General features: G+C 61.3%; 20 protein-coding genes. 13 read left to right on the top strand and 7 right to left on the bottom strand.

Going from position 1 to position 19,534, the window contains the following annotated elements:
* Positions 1-2: 2 nt before the first annotated feature.
* Together Q0X18_RS01915 and Q0X18_RS01910 are read right to left on the bottom strand one after the other, a co-directional pair.
* Complete coding sequence (locus tag Q0X18_RS01915; protein ID WP_297557810.1) at positions 3-1,448, bottom strand: UDP-N-acetylmuramoyl-L-alanyl-D-glutamate--2,6-diaminopimelate ligase; 1,446 nt, start codon at positions 1,446-1,448, stop codon at positions 3-5.
* 19 nt (positions 1,449-1,467) lie between these two features.
* Positions 1,468-1,872: a rhodanese-like domain-containing protein gene (locus Q0X18_RS01910; RefSeq protein ID WP_297557808.1), complete on the bottom strand. Its 405-nt coding sequence runs from the start codon at positions 1,870-1,872 to the stop codon at positions 1,468-1,470.
* Positions 1,873-1,913: 41 nt separating this feature from the next.
* Between Q0X18_RS01910 and Q0X18_RS01905 the strand changes: the two genes are divergently transcribed.
* The 4 genes from Q0X18_RS01905 to Q0X18_RS01890 all read left to right on the top strand — a co-directional run bounded on the left by Q0X18_RS01905 (position 1,914) and on the right by Q0X18_RS01890 (position 5,427).
* On the top strand, positions 1,914-2,318 hold the full coding sequence (locus tag Q0X18_RS01905; RefSeq protein WP_297557805.1) for a hypothetical protein: 405 nt from the start codon (positions 1,914-1,916) through the stop codon (positions 2,316-2,318).
* Between the two features lie 241 nt (positions 2,319-2,559).
* Positions 2,560-3,450: a histone deacetylase gene (locus Q0X18_RS01900; RefSeq protein ID WP_297557802.1), complete on the top strand. Its 891-nt coding sequence runs from the start codon at positions 2,560-2,562 to the stop codon at positions 3,448-3,450.
* Positions 3,451-3,575: 125 nt separating this feature from the next.
* Entirely contained in the window at positions 3,576-4,457 is an 882-nt protein-coding gene (pdxY, locus tag Q0X18_RS01895) for a pyridoxal kinase PdxY (protein ID WP_297557799.1), read from the top strand.
* Between the two features lie 352 nt (positions 4,458-4,809).
* Positions 4,810-5,427 (top strand): YceH family protein, encoded by a 618-nt coding sequence (locus Q0X18_RS01890; RefSeq protein WP_297557797.1) that lies wholly within the window; start codon positions 4,810-4,812, stop codon positions 5,425-5,427.
* A 13-nt stretch (positions 5,428-5,440) separates the two neighbouring features.
* On the opposite strand, the gene Q0X18_RS01885 is transcribed toward Q0X18_RS01890, so the two are convergent.
* The gene (locus Q0X18_RS01885) at positions 5,441-5,989 is read right to left on the bottom strand and encodes a molybdenum cofactor guanylyltransferase (protein ID WP_297557795.1); all 549 of its coding nucleotides are present in this window, start codon (positions 5,987-5,989) and stop codon (positions 5,441-5,443) included.
* Between the two features lie 148 nt (positions 5,990-6,137).
* On the opposite strand from Q0X18_RS01885, the gene Q0X18_RS01880 reads away from it, so the two are divergent.
* Genes Q0X18_RS01880 through pstB form a run of 4 tightly spaced genes read left to right on the top strand, consistent with a single transcriptional unit; the run spans position 6,138 to position 10,125 of the window.
* The gene (locus Q0X18_RS01880; protein ID WP_297557793.1) at positions 6,138-7,118 is read left to right on the top strand and encodes a PstS family phosphate ABC transporter substrate-binding protein; all 981 of its coding nucleotides are present in this window, start codon (positions 6,138-6,140) and stop codon (positions 7,116-7,118) included.
* A 54-nt stretch (positions 7,119-7,172) separates the two neighbouring features.
* Positions 7,173-8,099, top strand: coding sequence for a phosphate ABC transporter permease subunit PstC (gene pstC / locus Q0X18_RS01875; RefSeq protein ID WP_297557790.1), 927 nt, complete (start codon positions 7,173-7,175; stop codon positions 8,097-8,099).
* Positions 8,099-9,316, top strand: coding sequence for a phosphate ABC transporter permease PstA (pstA, locus tag Q0X18_RS01870; RefSeq protein ID WP_297557788.1), 1,218 nt, complete (start codon positions 8,099-8,101; stop codon positions 9,314-9,316). Before pstC ends, pstA begins: the two co-directional genes overlap by 1 nt.
* A gap of 2 nt (positions 9,317-9,318) precedes the next feature.
* On the top strand, positions 9,319-10,125 hold the full coding sequence (gene pstB, locus Q0X18_RS01865; RefSeq protein WP_297557785.1) for a phosphate ABC transporter ATP-binding protein PstB: 807 nt from the start codon (positions 9,319-9,321) through the stop codon (positions 10,123-10,125).
* On the opposite strand, the gene pth is transcribed toward pstB, so the two are convergent.
* Positions 10,122-10,700, bottom strand: coding sequence for an aminoacyl-tRNA hydrolase (gene pth / locus Q0X18_RS01860; protein ID WP_297557782.1), 579 nt, complete (start codon positions 10,698-10,700; stop codon positions 10,122-10,124). The genes pstB and pth overlap by 4 nt on opposite strands.
* Before the next feature lie 95 nt (positions 10,701-10,795).
* Complete coding sequence (locus tag Q0X18_RS01855) at positions 10,796-11,416, bottom strand: 50S ribosomal protein L25 (RefSeq protein WP_297557779.1); 621 nt, start codon at positions 11,414-11,416, stop codon at positions 10,796-10,798.
* A 616-nt stretch (positions 11,417-12,032) separates the two neighbouring features.
* Between Q0X18_RS01855 and Q0X18_RS01850 the strand changes: the two genes are divergently transcribed.
* On the top strand, positions 12,033-12,773 hold the full coding sequence (locus Q0X18_RS01850; protein WP_297557776.1) for a single-stranded DNA-binding protein: 741 nt from the start codon (positions 12,033-12,035) through the stop codon (positions 12,771-12,773).
* Between the two features lie 144 nt (positions 12,774-12,917).
* Here Q0X18_RS01850 and aceB read toward each other — a convergent pair whose 3' ends face one another.
* Entirely contained in the window at positions 12,918-14,492 is a 1,575-nt protein-coding gene (gene aceB / locus Q0X18_RS01845; RefSeq protein WP_297557771.1) for a malate synthase A, read from the bottom strand.
* A 129-nt stretch (positions 14,493-14,621) separates the two neighbouring features.
* Between aceB and Q0X18_RS01840 the strand changes: the two genes are divergently transcribed.
* Positions 14,622-15,419, top strand: a complete 798-nt coding sequence (locus tag Q0X18_RS01840) for an IclR family transcriptional regulator (RefSeq protein WP_297557769.1) — start codon at positions 14,622-14,624, stop codon at positions 15,417-15,419.
* Positions 15,420-15,443: 24 nt separating this feature from the next.
* Here the strand turns inward: Q0X18_RS01840 and speD are convergent, their stop codons facing one another.
* Positions 15,444-15,884, bottom strand: coding sequence for an adenosylmethionine decarboxylase (speD, locus tag Q0X18_RS01835; protein WP_297557765.1), 441 nt, complete (start codon positions 15,882-15,884; stop codon positions 15,444-15,446).
* A gap of 281 nt (positions 15,885-16,165) precedes the next feature.
* Here speD and Q0X18_RS01830 point away from each other — a divergent pair, with 281 nt between their 5' ends.
* Genes Q0X18_RS01830 through Q0X18_RS01820 form a run of 3 tightly spaced genes read left to right on the top strand, consistent with a single transcriptional unit; the run spans position 16,166 to position 19,530 of the window.
* Positions 16,166-16,918, top strand: coding sequence for a succinate dehydrogenase (locus tag Q0X18_RS01830; protein WP_297557763.1), 753 nt, complete (start codon positions 16,166-16,168; stop codon positions 16,916-16,918).
* Between the two features lie 10 nt (positions 16,919-16,928).
* Positions 16,929-18,758: a fumarate reductase/succinate dehydrogenase flavoprotein subunit gene (locus Q0X18_RS01825; RefSeq protein WP_297557761.1), complete on the top strand. Its 1,830-nt coding sequence runs from the start codon at positions 16,929-16,931 to the stop codon at positions 18,756-18,758.
* Between the two features lies 1 nt (position 18,759).
* Positions 18,760-19,530, top strand: coding sequence for a succinate dehydrogenase/fumarate reductase iron-sulfur subunit (locus tag Q0X18_RS01820; RefSeq protein ID WP_297557759.1), 771 nt, complete (start codon positions 18,760-18,762; stop codon positions 19,528-19,530).
* The last annotated feature ends 4 nt before the right edge of the window (positions 19,531-19,534 follow it).

Here is a 19,534-nt window from a genome sequence, read left to right as displayed (position 1 = left end):
CCTCAGTCTACCGGTTGCGCCGCCAGGGCCTTGCGCACCTCGTCCACCTCGTTCCAGGGGATGGCCTCCGTGCCCCGCTCGAGCGTCCGCTCGTGGCCCTTGCCGCTAAAGAGCAGGGTATCGCCCGGCTGGGCTTCCCGGATGGCGTAGCGGATGGCCTCGCGCCGATCGGGGATGAGGATGTAGCGGCGGGGGTCGCCGTGGGCCTGGGCCATGGCCTCCAAAATGGCCTCCAGCGGCTCGGTGCGGTGGTCTTCCTCGGTAAAGATGGCGAGATCGGCCAGCCGCGCCGCCACCTGGCCGATGCCCACGCGTCGGCTGGGATCCTGATTCCCAGCGGCCCCGATCACCACCACCAGGCGGCCCTGGGTGGTGGGGCGCAGGGTCTGGAGGGCGGCCTCGAGGCTGGCCCCGGTGTGGGCAAAGTCCACCACCACCCGAAAGGGCGCGGCCTGCACGAGCTGCATCCGGCCCGGCACGCCGGGAAAACTGGCCAGGCCCTCCTGGATTTGCCCCACCGAGAGGCCCACCTGCGCAGCAGCGGCCATGGCAGCCAGGGCGTTCTCGGCATTGAAGCGGCCCACCATGGGAAGCTGCACGGCAAACCGGCCCATGGGCGAGACCACCTCGAACTCGAGGCCCGTACTGCTTTCCACCAGGTGCTGGGCCCGCCAGTCCCCTTGCTGGCCGTAGCTCCAGGTCTGGGGGCGGCCCCGCAGGGTCTGGGTCCAGGGGTTGTCGCTATTCACAACGGCGAACCTCGAGCGCTCCAGGAGCTTCTTTTTCTCAGCAAAGTAGTTCTCCATGCTCCCGTGCAGGTCGAGGTGGTCTTCGTAGAGGTTGGTGAAGACGCCCACCCGGTATTCCAGCCCCCGCACCCGCTCCAGCGCCAGTGCGTGGCTGCTGACCTCGAGCACTGCCTGCCGACAGCCCGCCTGCACAAAGCGGTACAGCATCTCCTGTACCTGCGGGGCCTCGGGGGTGGTGAAGTGGCCGGGCAAAAAAAGCTCTTCTTCGCCAATTTTGATCCCCACCGTGGAGAGCCTGCCCACCGGCGGACGGGCCTTTTGCAGCAGGTGATGGAGCAGCACCGCAACGGTGGTTTTGCCCTTGGAGCCGGTCACCCCCAGCAGCTCCAGCCGTTGCGCCGGATACCCCCAGAAGGCCGCCGACAGATCGGCCAGGGCCGCGCGCGCATCGGCCACCCGCAGGTAGGGCGCGTTCAGGTGCAGCTCGCGCATCCCCACCACCGCCACCGCCCCGTTCTGGATGGCCTGGGGGATGTAGTCGTGCCCATCGAAAGGTTTGCGGCTCGGCAGGGGCACGCCGGGAATCGCCACGAAGATAAAACCCGGCTGCACCAGGCGCGAGTCGTGGGTCACACCCCGCACCTCCAGGGCCGGGGCGGTCTGGCCGAACAGTCCAAAAAGCTCTCGTAAGGTTGGCATCCGGGCCGCTCCGTTAGGCTTAATTTTTGGGCCCCTCGAGCCGCTCGACCGGCCCCCCGGCCTCGGCCCAGGCTTTGAAGCCGCCCTCGATGTGGCAGACCGGCTCCAATCCCATCCGCTGGGCGGTCTGGGCTGCCAGGGCCGAGCGCCAGCCCCCCGCGCAGTAAAACACGAACTTTTTACCCGAGGCGAAGATGGGCTTGTGGTAGGGGCTTTCGGGGTCTATCCAGAACTCCAGCATGCCCCTGGGGGCGTGAAAAGCGCCGGGGATCTTGCCCTCGCGCTGGAGTTCGCGAATATCCCGCAAGTCCACAAACACGTAGTCGGGGTGGCCCAGGTAGCCTTTGGCCTCCTCTGCCGGGATGGTCTCGATCTCGGCCAGGGCCTGCTCGAGCAGCTTTTTATAGCCGACCTTCATTTCCATGCCTCAATTTACTCATCCGAGCGGTTTAAGCTAGCTAAGGTATGCGTGGTTTGCTTTGGCTTTTACCCTTGGTGCTTTCGGCCTGTGTGGTGGGCGTGCGGCCCGAACCCGCCCCTCCCCCGCCGGTGCGGCCCGTACCCCAGACCTCCGGTTTCGTGCTGAATGCCCGGCTGGGCCTGCCGCCCTATCCGGGCAGCGTTGCCCTCAAGCGCGAGGAGCGGGGCGGCTCGAGCGAGGCCGAGTTCGAGACCCGCGATTCCCTCGAGCAGGTCTACGCCTTCTTCCACAACTGGCTCGCCAGCCGGGGCTGGGTGCGCACCCGCCTCGAGTACAAAGGCCCGGCCAGCCAACTCGAGGCCGAGTACCGCCGCGGGGCCGAGCGCTTCAAGCTCGAGCTCGACCAGCAGGGCAAAAGTGGGCGCTACAAGCTCGAGATAGATTTTTGAGTAGGTTCGAAATTGTACCCAAAATAAAGTCCCCCTTTGGCAGGGGGACGTAATGTCGGGCAAATACGGGTGCGAATGTGCGGTTTGGTTAGGTTGCTTGGCCCTGAGGGGCTCCAATGGGAGCCTTTTTGAGCAGGGGTGGCTCAGGGCCAAGCAACTGCATAGTAGCAACGAGTTATGCAAAAGATATTGAAAGCCCAGGCCACATAGCGCCTCGAGGGTTTGTGGCATTCTGATCTCGATGCGCCGGGCCTACTCCACCGCTCACTGCACCCTCGAGCTTCCCGATTACCACCCTTTTCCCAAGTACAAGTACGCCGGGGTCGCCGAGGCACTGCAGAATGAGCTGAACGTACAACCCGCCCCAGCCATCGCCTGGGAGACCCTGGCCCTGGCCCACGCCCCGGACTACCTGCAAAAGCTTCGGCTGGAAGGGCTCAGCCGGCAGGAATCGCACAAGGTGGGGCTGCCCTGGAGCCAGAGCCTGCTCACCCGGGCCTTGCATGCAGCAGGCGGAACCCTGGCCGCCACCCTGGACGCGCTTCAGACCGGCCTGGGCCTCAACCTGGCCGGAGGAACCCACCACGCCTATCCGGGGCGGGCCGAGGGCTACTGCCTGTTCAACGATGTAGCTGTAGCAATTGCTTACTTGCGGGCCCAGGGCTGGAATGGCCGGGTGCTGATCGTGGATCTCGATGCTCACCAGGGCAATGGCACAGCGGCTTTTTTTCGGAACGACCCCACCGTCTTTACCCTTTCGGTGCACGCCGAGCGCAACTACCCCCTTAAAAAAGAGGAGAGCAACCTGGACATAGGGTTGGCGGATGCCACCAACGATGCAACGTATCTGGAAGCGTTGGAGCCTGCACTGGAACAGGCCTTCGCTCACCGGCCAGATCTGGTTTTCTACAACGCCGGGGTGGATGTGCTGCAAAACGACCGCTTCGGGCGCCTGGGCCTGAGCCTGCAAGGGCTGGCCGAGCGGGATCGGCAGGTGCTGGCAAAGGTTCAGCAGGCCCACCTTCCGCTGGTGGTGGTGATGGGCGGCGGCTACAATCGCGACCCACAGGTGACCGTTGCTGGCCATGCCCAGACCTACCGCCTGGCCCTCGAGGTGCTCGAGAATCGGTGAGTCCAAGACATCCCACATCCCGTTCGCCTCGGTACCTGCGCACCCCTCACCACGGGAGTAATTGCCATCGCTGTGAACGACACACACGGTACGTTGTAATGGGTGGTGTGCGATAAACTTCCCCCATGCAGCCGCCCCGCAACATTCTCTCAATCCAGAGCTGGGTCAGCTACGGCCATGTCGGCAATGCCGCCGCAGTGTTTCCACTGCAACGCATGGGCTTCGAGGTCTGGGCCATCCACACCGTGCAGTTCTCCAATCACACCGGCTACGGACAGTGGAAGGGCATGATCCTACCGCCAGAGCATCTGGCAGCAGTCGTGGAGGGCATTGCCGAGCGCGGCGTGCTGGGCCAGTGCGACGCGGTGCTATCGGGCTACATGGGCAGTGGCGATACTGCCGAGGCGATTCTGTCGGCTCTGAGCAAGGTACGACAGCTCAACCCCAGCGCACTGTTCTGCTGCGATCCAGTGATGGGCGACGAGGGCCGGGGCCTGTTTGTGCGCCCAGAAATCCCCGAGATCATCAAAAACCAGGTGCTGCCCCAGGCCGATATCCTCACCCCCAACCAGTTCGAGCTCGAGCTCCTCACCGGGCATTCCAGCAAAACCCTGCCGGAGGCGCTCGAGGCGGCCCGCATGGCTCGAGCCCGGATGCACCCAGATGGCCCCCGCATCGTGGTGGTAACCAGCCTGCTGCGCCAGGGAGCCCCTGAAAATATCATCGAAACCCTTGCTGTGGCCGATGAGGGGGCCTGGCTGGTGCGCACCCCCCGCATCCCCCTCGAGCCCCCCCGCAACGGAACCGGCGATGCCATTGCCGCCCTGTTTCTAGGCCGCTACCTCAAGACCGGCAACGTGGCCCAGAGCCTCGAGCACGCCGTCTCGGCTATGTACAGCCTGCTGCTGCTCACGCACCAGATGAACACCCGCGAAATTCAGCTCGTCGCCGCCCAGGAGGAATACACCAACCCTAGCCGGCACTTTGAAGCCGAACCAGTGAAATAAAAAGGCGGCTCCCCTCGAGCCGCCCAGCTTACTTCGGAAGGTGTGCTTTGAGCGGTGTAGGTTCGGAAACACCTCCCCTCGAGGCTACCCGACCCAGACACCTCCGAAGGATACTTTCAGCCTAGCAAGAAAAACCCCTAGGGGTTGGTTATTTGACGGTCTGTCCACCAAACTACCTCCAAAGTGCTCTTTTATGCGCATTTCGGTAGTATCGTTCACTTTGACAAGCCCGAACAATATTATCAAAAATACCTTTCTACTCCCCTCGGTTGACGACTGCACGTAACAATGAAGGATTCAAGCAGAATCGGTCATCCAGCCAAGGCCCTAACCTGGCTTACAATCTTCACCGATGGAGCTACTGAGCGAGGCCGAAGTTCGGGTGCTGGGCACCCTGATCGAGAAGCAGTACGCCACCCCCGACCACTACCCCCTGACCGAGAACGCCGTCCGGCTGGGAGCCAACCAAAAAAACAACCGCCAGCCCGTTACCAACCTGAGCGAAACCGAGGTTCGCGAGGTCCTGGATGCCCTCCAGCGCAAACGGCTGTGCGGGATGTTCCGCGAGCACAACGCCAGGGCTCCCAAGTACCGGCAGTTTCTGGATCGGGAGTTCAGGTTAGATGCTCCCGCCACCATCCTGATGGCTCTGCTGATGCTGCGTGGCCCCCAAACCCTGGGCGAGCTGCGGGCCCGGGCCGAGAGCATGAACCACAAGTTCGCCTCGCTGCAAGAAGTGGAGGCGGTGCTACAGGGGCTCATTAACCTGGCCCCCCACCCCCTGGTGACCCCCCTCGAGCGCCAGCCCGGCGAACGCGAGGTACGCTATGCCCATCTGCTGGCCGGAAAGCCAGCCCCCCTTGTGCGCACGGAGGCCAGAAGCGAGCTCGAGCAACGTCTAGAGGCCCTGGAAGCCGAGGTACACGACCTGCGAACCCAGTTAGAAGAGCTCAAAAGGATGCTGAGCTGATGCCTATGCCTGTTCAGGGAAGATCCTGTGGGCGGTTGGCGTTTAGGAATAAATGAGAACCAAAGCGGGCCTCGAGCGCCCGCTTATCCAGAGATATCAGGGGAATGTCATGTAGCAGCGCCTGCATCTTGAGGTTGCCCGCCTCGAGGCGGCGTAGAACCTCGGGCTCGAGCGATTTGTGGTACAGCGCACCCAACGGTTCGTAAAAATCGTCCGAAACCGCTACCACCGCCTGGATATTGGCCCGGGTGTGCTCGAGCATAAACGACCAGAAGCCCTGGCTCAGGAAAGGCTGGTCGCAGGCTGCCGCCCCCACCCAGTCTTGCTGGGCGTGCGCGAGCGCCGAATGCAACCCCGACAGGGTATCCCCCCCGCGCCAGAGGTCGGGATAGACCTCGAGCCCTGGGTAGGGGCGGTTGGCAATAACCAAACGCTCGGAGGCCCCGGCCATCGAGTCCAGCACCCAGGCGATGAGGGGTTTGCCTTTGTATACGTAGAGCGCCTTGTCCTGGCCAAACCGGCTCGACCTGCCTCCTGCTAAAACGGCTCCACTCCAGCGCATCAAAAATAGCTTAGTACGCAGGGGTATAAATTTCGAAATTCATGGGTTTTTTGCCCTCCTCCTGACAATCTCCTGACATCTGAACGACAAGCTATGGGTGGCTGGTAGTGAGCATACCTGCCGCTACAAAAGCAACCGGAGGTTAAAGATGAAAAGGTTATTTATCACAGCCGCTGCACTTTTGGGACTTGCTGGCCTAGCCCTGGCCCAGCCCATCCGCGGCGACGGCTCCTCAACGGTATATCCCATTACCCAGGCAGTGGCCGAGGAGTTCAACATCGCTCGGCCCGACGTTAGGGTCACTGTGGCCTTCTCCGGCACCGGTGGGGGCTTTAAGAAGTTCTGCGTCGGTGAGACCGACCTGCAGAACGCCAGCCGCCCCATCACCAAAGCCGAGATGGACGAGTGCCGTAAAAACGGGGTGGAGTTCATCGAGATTCCGGTGGCCTTCGACGGCCTCACGGTGGTGGTCAATCCCCAGAACACCTGGGCCCAGTGCCTGACCGTGGCCGAACTCAAGCGGATCTGGGAGCCCGACTCCAAGGTCACCAACTGGAACCAGGTACGCCCCAGCTTCCCCAACCGCCCGCTGGTGCTTTATGGCGCGGGTACCGACTCGGGCACCTTCGACTACTTCACCGAGGCCATTAACGGTAAGGCCAAGGCCATCCGCAAGGACTACTTCCCCTCGGAAGATGACAACGTGCTGGTGCGCGGGGTCGAGGGCAATATCAACGCCATGGGCTTCTTCGGCTATGCCTACTACGTCGAGGAAAGGGGCAAGCTCAAGGCTGTTTCGGTGGACAACGGCAAAGGCTGCGTAGCCCCCACCGAGGCCACCATCAACAACGGCACCTACGCGCCCCTTTCGCGGCCCCTGTTCATTTACGTTAGCGTCAAGAGCCTCAACGAGAAGCGCTCGTTGCAGGACTTCGTCAACTTCCTCCTGACCAACAGCCGTGCCCGCACCGCCATCCGCAAAACCGGCTACGTGCTGCTCCCCGACGAGGCCTACCGCATCGGTAAGGTGCTGGTGGACAAGCGGGTCAAGGGCTCGGTTTTCAGCGGTATTGAGCCCGGCACCCCCCTGGTCGAGATCATGAAGAAGCTCGAGGCCGAGGCCAAGTAACCCCCTACCCCCTGCCCTCTTCCTTAGAGGGCAGGGTATTATTTTCTCGTAGCGATGAGCACTTCCTCCCAAAACGCCAATTCCTGGGCCAACAAACATCCCGGAAAGAGCCTGTCTGAACGCCTCATTGGGACAGGTTTGTTTATCCTGGCCACTATCTCCGTGCTAACCACCGCCGCGGTGATTGTGGTACTTTTCAGCGAGACTTTTCAGTTTTTCCGCCAGGTTCCCCTCACCGAGTTTCTCTTCGCCCCCGAGTGGACACCCCTTTTTGCCGACCCCCGCTATGGGATTGGGGCGCTGCTGGCCGGAACCTTTTTGTTTACCGGTATCGGCCTCGTTGTGGCCATTCCCCTGGGCCTGATGACCGCGGCCTACCTCTCGGAGTATGCCCCTTTCGAGCAAAGCGTGCGGGTTAAGGGCATTATGGAGCTGCTCGAGGGGGTGCCTACGGTGGTGTTTGGCTACTTTGCTTTGCTTTTCGTGACCCCCATCCTACAAAGCCTGATTCCAGGTCTTAACCTTTTTAACCCCATATCGGCTGGCCTGGTACTGGGGTTTGCCATCCTGCCCTACATCTCCAACGTGGCCTCCGACGCCATGATGGCGGTTCCCCGCAGCCTGCGCGAGGCTGCCTATGCGCTGGGGGCCACCAAGTTTGAGGTGGTCACGCGGGTGGTTTTTCCAGCAGCCATCTCGGGCATTGTAGCGGCCATCTTGCTGGCTACCAGCCGGGCTGTGGGCGAGACTATGATTGCCGCCATCGCCGCGGGACAACGTCCGCTCCTGACCCTCGATCCGCGCGAGACCATCGCCACCATGACCTCCTACATCGTGCAGGCGGCCACCGGCGACCAGCCTGCCGGTTCGCTAGCCTCGAGGGCCCTCTTCTCGGTGGGGGCTACGCTGTTTATGTTTACCCTGACGTTCAACATCCTGGCCCAACGGGTGGTCGAGCGCTACCGCGAGAGGTACGAATAATGCAACGGGGTTTATCGCTGGAGTCCTCTAAAAGTCCAGAGAACCTGCGGCGCGAACGGATCAACCGGGTGTTCGCCCGTGCGGTGATTGTACCCACCGCGCTGGCGCTGGCCCTGATCGCCGTGCTGATTCTGGACACCCTATACGACACCATCTCGGTGCAGGTGGTCGAGGTCACCGAGACCAGCGGGAAGAGTTTTCCCCTGGGGCAGGCCTGGAACGCCGAACAGGTGATCCGCCTCGAGCTTCTGGCCCAGGGTCTGCCTGAGGAAGAGGTGAACCGGCTGATGGCCGATCCGGAGGAGATGCGCATCTTTGGACTCCGCAACCGGGTCGAGCTGATGTGGGCAACCCAGGACGGGCCGCTGCGCTGGGTGGTCAGCAGCATTGACGACGAACGCGTGAGCAACTACTCGCTCCTCGAGGGCCTGCGGCGCTGGAACGAACTCAAAGCGGGCTTGCAGGAAAACCAGCAACTTCGCCTCAATCCCTGGCTCGACTATTCCTTTCTTAACCGCGACCCCTCGCGCAACCCCATCTCGGCAGGGCTGCGGGTGGCCCTGTTCGGCACCCTGTGGCTCCTGACCATGACCCTGCTGCTAAGCGTTCCCATTGGGGTAGGTACGGCTATTTACCTCGAGGAGTACGCCCCCAAAAACGCCCTGACCCGCTTCATCGAGATCAACCTGCGCAACCTGGCCGGGGTGCCCAGCATCGTCTTTGGGCTGCTGGGGCTGGCGGTCTTCGTGCGCGGGATGAACCTGGGCCCCACCCTGGCCGCCGCCGCCCTGACCATGGCCCTTTTGATCATGCCCACCATTACCATCGCGGCCCGCGAGGCTTTGCGGGCCGTGCCCGACTCGGTACGCCTGGCGGCCTATGCGCTGGGAGCCACCAAGTGGCAGACTATCTCCAGGGTGGTCATTCCGGCTACCATTCCCGGCATCGCTACGGGGGTTATTCTGGCTGCGGCCCGGGCCATTGGCGAGGCAGCCCCGCTTCTGCTGGTAGGGGCAGCGGCCTATGTAGCCTTTGTACCGCAGGGGCCTATGTCGGAGTACACCGTGCTACCGGTGCAGATTTACCTGTGGATCTCGGCCAATCTGAGTGAGTTTGCCAACACCGCAGCGGCAGGTATCATCGTGCTGCTCCTGACGCTGGCCGGTTTGTATGCGCTGGCCTTCTGGGTACGGCGGCGCTTTAGGGTGGAGTGGTAACTATGGTTCAAGAGATTGCAATTGGACACCAGACCGTTCGGCGCGAGCCGGTGCCAGCCGAGGAAGCCGTTGTACAGGTACAGAACCTCAGCCTCTTTTACGGCAAGCATCAGGCCCTCTACAACGTAAGCATCAACTTCCCGCGCAACAAGATTACCGCCATCATTGGGCCTTCGGGGTGCGGCAAGTCTACCCTGCTACGCTCCCTCAACCGCATGAACGACCTGGTGCCGGGGGTACGCCTCGAGGGCAAGGTCATCTACGAGGGGATTGATATCTACGACCCCCAGGTTGACCCGGTGGAGGTGCGCCGCCACATCGGCATGGTCTTTCAGAAGCCCAACCCCTTCCCCAAAAGCATCTTCGAGAACGTAGCCTTTGGGCTGCGCTTACAAGGGCAAAAAGCGGGCCTCGAGCAAGCAGTAAAGCAAGCCCTCGAGCGCGCCGCACTCTACGAGGAGGTCAAAGACAAGCTTGGCGAGGTTGCGCTCAGGCTCTCGGGCGGTCAGCAGCAACGCTTGTGCATCGCCCGGGCCATCGCCACCGAGCCCCCACTGCTGCTCCTGGACGAGCCCACCAGCGCCCTCGACCCCATCGCCACCGAACGCATCGAGGAGCTTTTGCTGGAACTCAAAAAGCGCTTCTCGCTGGTAATTGTGACCCACAACATGCAGCAGGCCGCGCGCATCGCCGACCGCACCGCCTTCATGCACCTGGGTGTGCTCATCGAGGAAGGCCCCACCAACGAAATCTTCACGGTGCCGCGCGACCCCCGCACCGAGGCCTATGTAACGGGCCGGTTCGGTTAGGCCACATCGAGTCTGAGACCGTTGTATTTTTTCTGGGCGGCCTCGAGGCCTTCGGTCGCCCAGAGTTTGGCTGCTTCGGCTGCGGCGGCAATCACCCTGTCCATTACTGGCACCAAATCGGGATGAAAACCCGAGAGCACCCAGCCTGCCCCTGCCTCGGGTGAAGGGGGCTTGCCGATACCAATGCGCAAGCGGTGGAAATCCCGTGTACCCAGGTGGGCGGTAATGGACTCCAGGCCGTAGTTGCCCGCGTTGCTCCCACCGGCTTTGAAGCGCAGCCGGCCAGGGGGCAGATCCAGCTCGTCGTGAATCACCAGGATGCGCTCGGGGGGCACCTTGTAGTAGCGGGCCAGCGGGGCTACGGCCTCGCCGGTGGCGTTGTAAAAGGTGGTGGGCTTGACCAGCAGGCCTGAAACCCACTCACCTGATGGCCTCTGAAGCTTTATTTCAGCTATCAGTGCATTGCCCTTGGGACGAAATTCCGAGCTAAGCCGATCCAGCACCCAGAACCCCACGTTGTGTTTGGTACGGGCATATTGCAGGCCGGGGTTGCCCTGTCCTACGATCAGAAACATAATTCAGCGTTTGGTTTTTATTTGGGCCTAAGGCGCCAAAAGGAAGGGTCGAGAGACCACTCTGGCTCTCGACCCCTGGGCCGCCCGAGGGATGGCTACTTCTCTTCCTCGGTCTTGCCCTTCTTGATGACTTCCACTTCGGCAGGAGCCGCCGCAGCCTGGGCTTCCAGCTTCTCAGCATCCTCAGGTGGCACGATGGCGACAATGGTGTCGCGGGGGTTCATGGCCAGCTTTACACCCGGCGGCAGGCTCAGCTCGTCGGCATGGATGCTATCGCCAATCCGCAGGTGGCTTACGTTGACCTCGATATGGGGCGGAATGGCCTTGGGCGAAACCTTGACCTGCACATCGTTGTTGACGAGTTGCAGCACCCCGCCTTCACGTACACCCTGCGCCGTACCCACAATCTTGACCGGAATCCACATCTGCACCGGCTCATCCGAGAGGGCGTAGAAGTCGACATGCTCGGGGCGACGGCGGCGCTTATCCAGGTTGACCTGGCGCACCAGGGTATCCACGGTTTTCCCGTTCTCGAGCTCGAGGGTGATCACGTGGTGGATCCCAGCGGCCATAAAGACCTTGTTGAACTCCTTGAGGTCTACCGTAACCTTATAGTTTTCGCTGCGGTTGTAGACCACCCCCGGCAGCTTGCCGGCGTCGCGCAGGGCCATGGGTTTTTCGTTCCCACGGATTTGGGCTTTGATGCGGTATTCCATTCCCTTCCTCCAAAACTTTTCCGTTGCCAGCATTGGCCAGCTCTGGATTTTTTATCTGCTCACACCACCCCAGCCAAGCAGGGTTCAAAACACAAGCCTTCAAAGTCTACCATAACCCCCGGCCACTCGAAAAGCCTATCTATGGGGCTGCTTGCTCGGCACCTACATTAGAACCCTCCTATACGTTTTTGACGTAATCCAGGCGTCATTACAGCAGTAAACCGGTGTCGGACAGGGCTTGGTTTTGTAAAAATTCCGTTTCGATTGGGTTTTGTTTTATTGTTCATAGACCCTAGACAAAACCGGCATTATGTTATACTCTAAGTTCATCCGATTTGGTACAACCAAACGGGGGAAGGAACGAAACGTAGAAGAGCTGAAGAACTGACCGCAACGCACCCAAGACGAGCCGACCGAAACCCCAAACCTCATACTCAGTGTGCCCCTTGTGGCGCAGACCGCAACGGACGTGAACGATGAAAACGCTCGAGAATCCCCCATCCCCCTGCCAGGCCTAGCCGCTTGCACCGGCCATAGCGTAGGTTCTTATGGCCCAACAAACAATCCACCCGCCAAACCCACAGCATCTGACCGTAACGTACAAGGAGAGCCAAACATGTCCACCAACCTAGTCTTCATCAGCGGTGTTCTGAGCAAACACGACCTTCGCTATACCCCTAAAGGTACCCCGGTGCTCGAGGTCACCCTGATCGGCAAACGGGCCGTTGGCAACGAGCATATTTTCTCCCGCGCCGACCTGACCTTCTATGGCAGGATGGCCGAGCACTGGGCCAACCATCTGGTAGCTGGAGAAGCCTATCAGGCGATGGGCCACCTGGTCTATGAGTCCTGGGAGGCCGATGGACAAAAAGGTTCGCGCCTGCGCATCGTGGGCGAGGATCTCTTCAGGCTGGAAAACGCCGATGTGCGGCAGGAAGAACAGGGCCCGGTGCTCTACGGGGCCGAGAACCGGGTGATCCTGTCCGGTGGCCTGACCGCCGACCCCGAGATCCGCCAGACCCCGCGCAAGACCCCGGTAGCCAGGGCCAGCCTGGGCTTCTCGAGCTGGGACGCTTCAGCCAAGCAAGCCAGGAGCCATTACATTGAGCTGGAAGCCTGGCGCGAGCTGGCCGCACCGTTCGCAAGCCTCAAGAAGGGCTCGCCGGTGCTGCTGGAAGGTGCGCTCAAGACCGAGGTCTGGGAAGACCAAGAAACCAAAACCAGGCGCTACAAGCGGGTTTTGGAAGTCCAGCGCGTGACCCCGCTGGCCCGCATCCGCCCTACCGAACGAGTCCAGGATGCACCTGCACAGGTCAAGCCTCGCACCAAGTCAAAGCAGAAGACTAAAGCCGCCTAGAGCAGCAACAATTACCGGGTTTTGGGTGGACATTCGGGCCGTCCACCCAAAGTCCCGTGGAGATACCCACCAGCACCCCCATGGGAAGCTTCGCCCTTTTGCTTGCGCTTCCCAGATGAAGGAGAACCAGCGGTAGGGCACTTTTCAACCCAGCCGCTCGTAGGCCGGCAGGGTCAGGAATTCTTTGAACTCTGGCTGCAGCACCAGTTCATCCAGGAGTTGGGCGGCCTCTTCCAGGTTCTTCAGACCCGCCAGTTTAGCCATCTCTTCCTGCTTGAGCTTTGCGTATAGCTCCTGGGTAAAGGTGCGCCCATCGTCCAACCTAGCCCCCTTGCGGAGCCACTGCCACAGTTGTGAGCGGGAAATTTCGGCGGTAGCAGCGTCTTCCATTAGGTTGAAGATGGCTACCGCGCCGCTTCCGCCCAGCCAGGCCGCCATGTACTGCAACTCCACGCTGATGTTGTTGCGAATCCCCGCCTCGGTAATCTTGCCACCCGGCACCTCGAAGTTAATCAGATCTTCGGCCTTAATCTTGCCGTCCACATCCTCGCGCAGGCGGTCTTTCTGGTTGGGTTTATCACCCAGCACCTTATCGAATACCGCCATGGCTACCGGCACCAGGTCGGGGTGGGCCACCCAGGTGCCGTCGAAGCCGTCCCCCGACTCCCGCTCCTTATCTTTGGTGACCTGCTCGATGGCCTTGGCGTTCACCTCGGGGTCTTTGCGGCTGGGGATGAAGGCCGACATCCCCCCAATGGCGTGGGCTCCGCGCTTATGGCAGGTGCGCACCAGCAGCTCGGTGTAGGCCCGCATGAAAGGCACGGTCATGGTGACCTGGGCCCGGTCGGGGAAGAGCACCTCGTGGGTGGCGAACTTCTTGATGCAGCTAAAGATGTAGTCCCAGCGCCCTGCGTTGAGGCCGGCGGCGTGCTCGCGCAACTCGTAGAGGATTTCCTCCATCTCGAAAGCGGCCAGGATGGTCTCGATGAGCACCGTGGCCCGGATGGTGCCCTGGGGAATGCCCATATAGCTCTGGGCAAACTTGAAGACGTCGTTCCAGAGGCGGGCCTCGAGGTGGTTCTCCAGCTTGGGCAGGTAGAAGTAGGGGCCGCTACCGCGCTTTAGTAGCTCGTGGGCGTTGTGGAAAAAGTAAAGCCCGAAGTCGAAGAGGCTTCCGGACATGGGTTCGCCATCCACCAGCACATGCCGTTCGTTCAGGTGCCAGCCCCTGGGGCGCACCACCAGAGTGGCAATTTTCTCGTTCAGTCGGTATTCCTTCTCGGGAGTGCTCAGGGAAATGGTACGGCGCACAGCATCCATCAGGTTTTGCTGGCCCTGCACCACGTTTTCCCAGGTTGGCGAGAGCGAGTCCTCGCAGTCGGCCATGAAGACCTTGGCCCCGGAGTTAAGGGCATTAATCATCATTTTGCGTTCGGTAGGGCCGGTAATCTCGACCCGCCGGTCGTTGAGGTCGGGGGGGGCGGGGGCCACCTTCCAGTCCCCTTCCCGGACAAACCGGGTGTGCTCGAGGAATCCGGGCTTTTCGCCGGCCTGGATGCGCTGGGCTACTTCGGCGCGACGTTGCAACAAACCCTTGCGCACCGCATTGAACTCACGCTGAAGTCCGGCCAAAAAAGCCAGGGCCTCAGGGGTCAGCACCGTATCGGAGGCAGGGAGTTTGGGGCCTAGAATTTGCACACCTTTGGGCATCTCGCTCATGGCAGTCTCCTGTGGAATGGCCGGACACGCGGCTAGGTCAAAGCCTAGCCTCGGTGGAATCAGTTTGTCAATCTACGGGATTGTTTTCCATTTATTGAAAAAATGCCCCGACTCCCCTATGCTACGGCCATGAATACCAAGCGTCGCCCAGGGCGCAGCCGTTCGACCGAGGTTGGTGAGGTACGGACACTCGAGCGCGGCCTGCACCTGCTGGAGGTTCTATCTGAGGCCGAGACCCTCTCTCTCTCAGAGCTGGCCCGCAAAACCGACCTCTCACCCAGCACCGCCTACCGGCTTCTAGAAACTCTGCGCCGCCGAGGCTTTGCCGACTGGGACGAGACCCGGGGCCTGTGGAAGGTGGGCCTGCGGGCTTATCAGGTAGGTTCGGCCTTCCTGACGCGGGGCGGGCTAATCGAGGCCGCTACCCCGGAGATGGAGAAACTGGTAGACGAACTCAACGAAACCGTCAACCTGGCCGTTCTGGACGGCAACGAGGTCATCTACATCGCTCAGGTGGAGGGGCGGCAGCTCATCCGGATGTTCACCCGCATCGGGGCCAGGGCCCCCATCTACTGCACCGGGGTGGGCAAAGCCCTGCTTTTAGAACACAGTGAGCCGGAAATTCGCCGGATTGTGGGCGCAGGGCCCTTCAAACCCTACACCGCCAAGACCATCACCACCCTGGAAGGCTTCTTGAAAACCCTGCAGGAAGCCCGCCAGCGCCGTTACGTGCTGGACGATGAAGAGCGGGAAGACGGGGTACGCTGCATTGCGGCCCCCATCCACGACAACCGGGGCAAGGTGGTTGCCTCCATGTCGCTATCGGCCCCTACCACCCGCGTTCCCAACGAGCGTCTGCCCGAACTCGGCGCGCGGGTGCGCCAGGCTGCCGATGCAGTCTCGGCGCGGCTGGGCTGGTCGGGCTAAAAAATTAGCCGGGGTTTCACCCGGCTAACCGATGCGGGCCTGTACGTACTCCCGCTCCCCGGCCACTATCTGCCGGGCCAGCTCGAGGTCCTTGGGATACTCCTTGCCCCGGTTAATCAGGTAGGTCTCGTAGCGTCCAATCTCGAAGTGCTCCACCACCCGCTTGAGGGCTTTGCCCAGGTCGAATTCTTTGCAGGAAAAAATATCCACGCTAATAAAACGCTCGCTGGGGAAGGTGTGTATGGCAATGTGGCTCTCGGCGATGATCACCACCCCCGTAATCCCCTCCGCATGACCTGGAAGCGCCGGGTAGCGCTGCACTACCGGCGGCAGCACCTTGGTCATCTCCATCTCTTCGGGAAGCTGATCCAGAACCTGCCGAATAAGCTCGAAATCGGCCAGTTTTTCAGCGTTTGCATGGTAGCCGTCGATCATCAGGTGCGGGCCAAAACCAAACAGTTCCAACCTCGTATCCTCCAAAAGCTTGCGGCTTTCAAGCACAAGTGCCTTGTCCGCAGCGCCTCGTTAGACGGCCACCCAAGGGGCGTCTTAACAGCCAACAATTATGGACTCGAGGGCATATCCTGTCAATCCTCATTGAAATCTTCCTTCTGAAAAGGCAATTCCACGACTTGAGCCAAGGTTGTTTGGAATAAGTGTTATTAATTACACCAGTACTGCCCAGGGTTCAATGTAGCCCATCGAAGTTTCCATACCTGCGCACAAACAGGTATAGTTTAGAGGAAATGAGTACGAAACCCGTTTCAGGTACAGAATCTCGGCAAAGCGATCGGCAGGACGCCTGGTGGATCGAGCCCCTTTTCACGGTGCTGAGCCTGGGCTTGTTTGGGGTATACGCCCTTTGGGTAGCCTGGAACCGTCAACACTTTGAGTTCGGGCCCTACCTATCGCCGTTCTACTCCATACCCATACCCGGCGTTCACGCCAAAGACCTCGACTGGCTGGCCATCTCGCCGGCCTTCCTGGTGCTCTGGATTCCCCTGGGCTTCCGCGCAACCTGCTACTACTACCGCAAAGCCTATTACCGGGCCTTCTTCTGGGACCCCCCGGCCTGCGCTGTGCCCGAGTTGCGCAAAGCCTATAGCGGTGAGCGGGCCTTCCCCTTTGTGCTAAACAACCTGCACCGCTACTTCTGGTATCTCTCGGTGCCGGTGGTGGCTTTCCTCTGGTACGATGCCATCCGGGCCTTTTTCTTCGAGGACGGCTTCGGGGTGGGTGTGGGCAGCCTGGTCATGCTGGGCAACGTGATTCTGCTCTCGTACTACACCTTCTCCTGCCACGCCTGGCGGCACCTGGCGGGCGGCTGCCTCAACTGCATGTCCAAACATAAAACCCGCTATACCCTGTGGCAGCGCATCACCCGCATCAACGAGAGCCACGGCTTCTGGGGGGTAACCAGCATGCTCTCGGTGTGGTTCACCGACGTCTACATCCGCCTGTGCTCCATGGGCACCATCACCGACATTCGCCTGTTCTAAAGGAGCCAATATGGAATCCTATACAATCCACGACTACGACGTACTTGTTATCGGCGCTGGGGGCGCCGGTCTGCGGGCTGCCATCGCGGCCATCGAGCAAGGGGCCAAGGTGGGGGTGGTTACCAAGAGCCTCCTGGGCAAGGCCCACACCGTGATGGCCGAGGGGGGCATGGCGGCCGCGATGGGCAACGTACGCCCGGAGGACAACTGGAAAGTACATTTCCGCGACACCCTCAAGGGCGGGGGCATGCTCAACAACTGGAAGATGGTGGAGAACTACACCAAGGAAGCCCCCGACCGGGTGCGTGAGCTAGAACAATGGGGGGCTGTCTTCGACCGTACCCCCGATGGCCGGATCAACCAGCGCAACTTTGGGGGGCACTCCTACCCCCGGCTGGCCCACGTCGGCGACCGCACCGGCCTCGAGCTCATCCGCACCCTACAAGACCACGCGGTAAAGATGGGCATCCATGCCCACATGGAGACCACCGTCTACCGCCTTCTGACCGATGCCGGCCGGGTAGTAGGGGCCCTAGGCTTTAACCGCCAGACCGGGGAATTCCTGGTCTTCCGGGCCAAGGCGGTGGTGCTGGCTACAGGCGGGCTGGGCCGCATCTACCAGATCACCTCCAACTCCTGGGAGTGCACCGGCGATGGCTTCTCGCTGGCCAGCATGGTGGGCGCCGATCTGATCGATATGGAGTTCATCCAGTTCCACCCTACCGGGATGGTCTGGCCGCCCAGCGTGATGGGTATTCTGGTGACCGAAGGCGTGCGGGGCGAAGGGGGTGTCCTCAAGAACAGCGAGGGCAGGCGCTTCATGTTCGACAATGTGCCCGAGCGCTACAAAGGCGAGTTTGCCGAAACCGAGGAGGAAGCCGAGCGCTGGCTCCAGGGCGACCGCAGCGCCCGCCGTCCGCCCGAGTTGCTAACCCGCGACGTAGTCGCAAGGGCCATCCGCAAGGAGGTTAACGAGGGCCGGGGAAGCCCCCACGGTGGTGCTTACCTCGACATTGCCAGCCGACGCCCTGCCGACTACATCAAAAAGAAACTGCCCAGCATGTACCACCAGTTCATGAAGCTGGGCAACCTGGATATCACCAAAGAACCCATGGAGGTGGGCCCCACCTGCCACTACGTGATGGGTGGGGTGCGGGTCGACCCGGACACCCAGGCCACCAACGTACCAGGGCTGTACGCTGCGGGCGAGGTGGCGGGGGGACTCCATGGGGCCAACCGCCTGGGCGGCAACTCCCTGTCCGACCTGGTGGTGTTTGGGCGGCGGGCCGGTATGGCTGCCGCTGAGTATGCGGCCAAGCAGACCGGCTCCTACCAGGTGGACGAGGCCCAGGTACGGGCCTACATCGCCGAGGCCCTGCAACCCTTCAACAACCCCCAGGGCGAGAACCCCTTTGCACTCATGAAAGAGCTTCGCGCCACCATGCAGAAAAACGCTGGCATTATGCGCGAAGAAAGCGAACTCAAAGCCCAGCTCGAGATTCTGGCTAACCTCAAAAAGCGGGCCTGGAACACCTCGGTCTCGGGCAGTCGGGCCTACAACCCCGGCTGGCACACGGCCCTGGACATGCGCCTGATGGTGGAGATTTCCGAGGCCGTGGTGCTGGCCGCCCTAGCACGCAAGGAAAGCCGGGGGGGCCATGCGCGCCTCGACTACCCCGACCCCGACCCCACCTTTGCCAAAATCAACCACATCATCCGGCGCAGCAGCGATGGAACCCTTACGGTGGTGGCTGAGCCACTGCCCGAGATGCCGGAGGAGCTGCGTAAAGTGGCTGAGGCCAAAGACCTCAAGGAGCTCAGTGACAAGGTAGGTGCCTGAGATGTCGACCGTCACTTTTAGAATTTTTCGTGGGGATCGCAATGGTGGTGAGTTGAAGGACTACACCATCGAAGTCCAGGAAGGCATGGTGGTGCTGGACGCCATCCACCAGATCCAGGCCGAACAGGCCCCCGATCTGGCCTGCCGCTGGAACTGCAAGGCCGGCAAGTGTGGCTCCTGCGGGGCCGAGGTCAATGGGAAGCCCACCCTGATGTGCATGACCCGGCTGGACACCATCGACACCAGCAAGCCGGTCACGGTACGGCCCATGAAAACCTTCCCGGTGATCCGCGACCTAGCCACCGATGTGAAGTGGAACTACGAGGCCAACAAAAAAATCAAGCCCTTCACCCCAGCCCCCAACACCGACTGGATCATGTTCCAGGAGGACGTGGATCGGGTGCAGGAATTCAGGAAGTGCATCGAGTGCTTCCTGTGCCAGAACGTTTGCCACGTGCTGCGCGAGCACGACGAAAAAACCGGCTTTATTGGGCCGCGCTTGCTGGTACGCACCGCCAGCCTCGAGATGCACCCCCTGGACGTGGAAAACCGCCTGGATATGCTCAAAAACGAAGGGGGTATCGGCTACTGCAACATCACCAAGTGCTGCACCGAGGTCTGCCCCGAGCACATCCACATTACCGATAACGCCATCATCCCGCTCAAAGAGCGGGTGGTGGACGAGTACTACGACCCAATCCTGGGCTTCTTCCGGCGGCTGTTCGGTAGCAAAAAGCAGGCCGCTGCCTCGAGCCAGGCGGCCGACGACTAGCAAA

It is taken from the genome of Meiothermus sp., assembly GCF_026004075.1.
Classification (GTDB): domain Bacteria; phylum Deinococcota; class Deinococci; order Deinococcales; family Thermaceae; genus Meiothermus.
The sequence above is the reverse complement of the archived record's forward strand: the minus strand, read 5'-3'. Positions and strand labels throughout refer to the sequence as shown.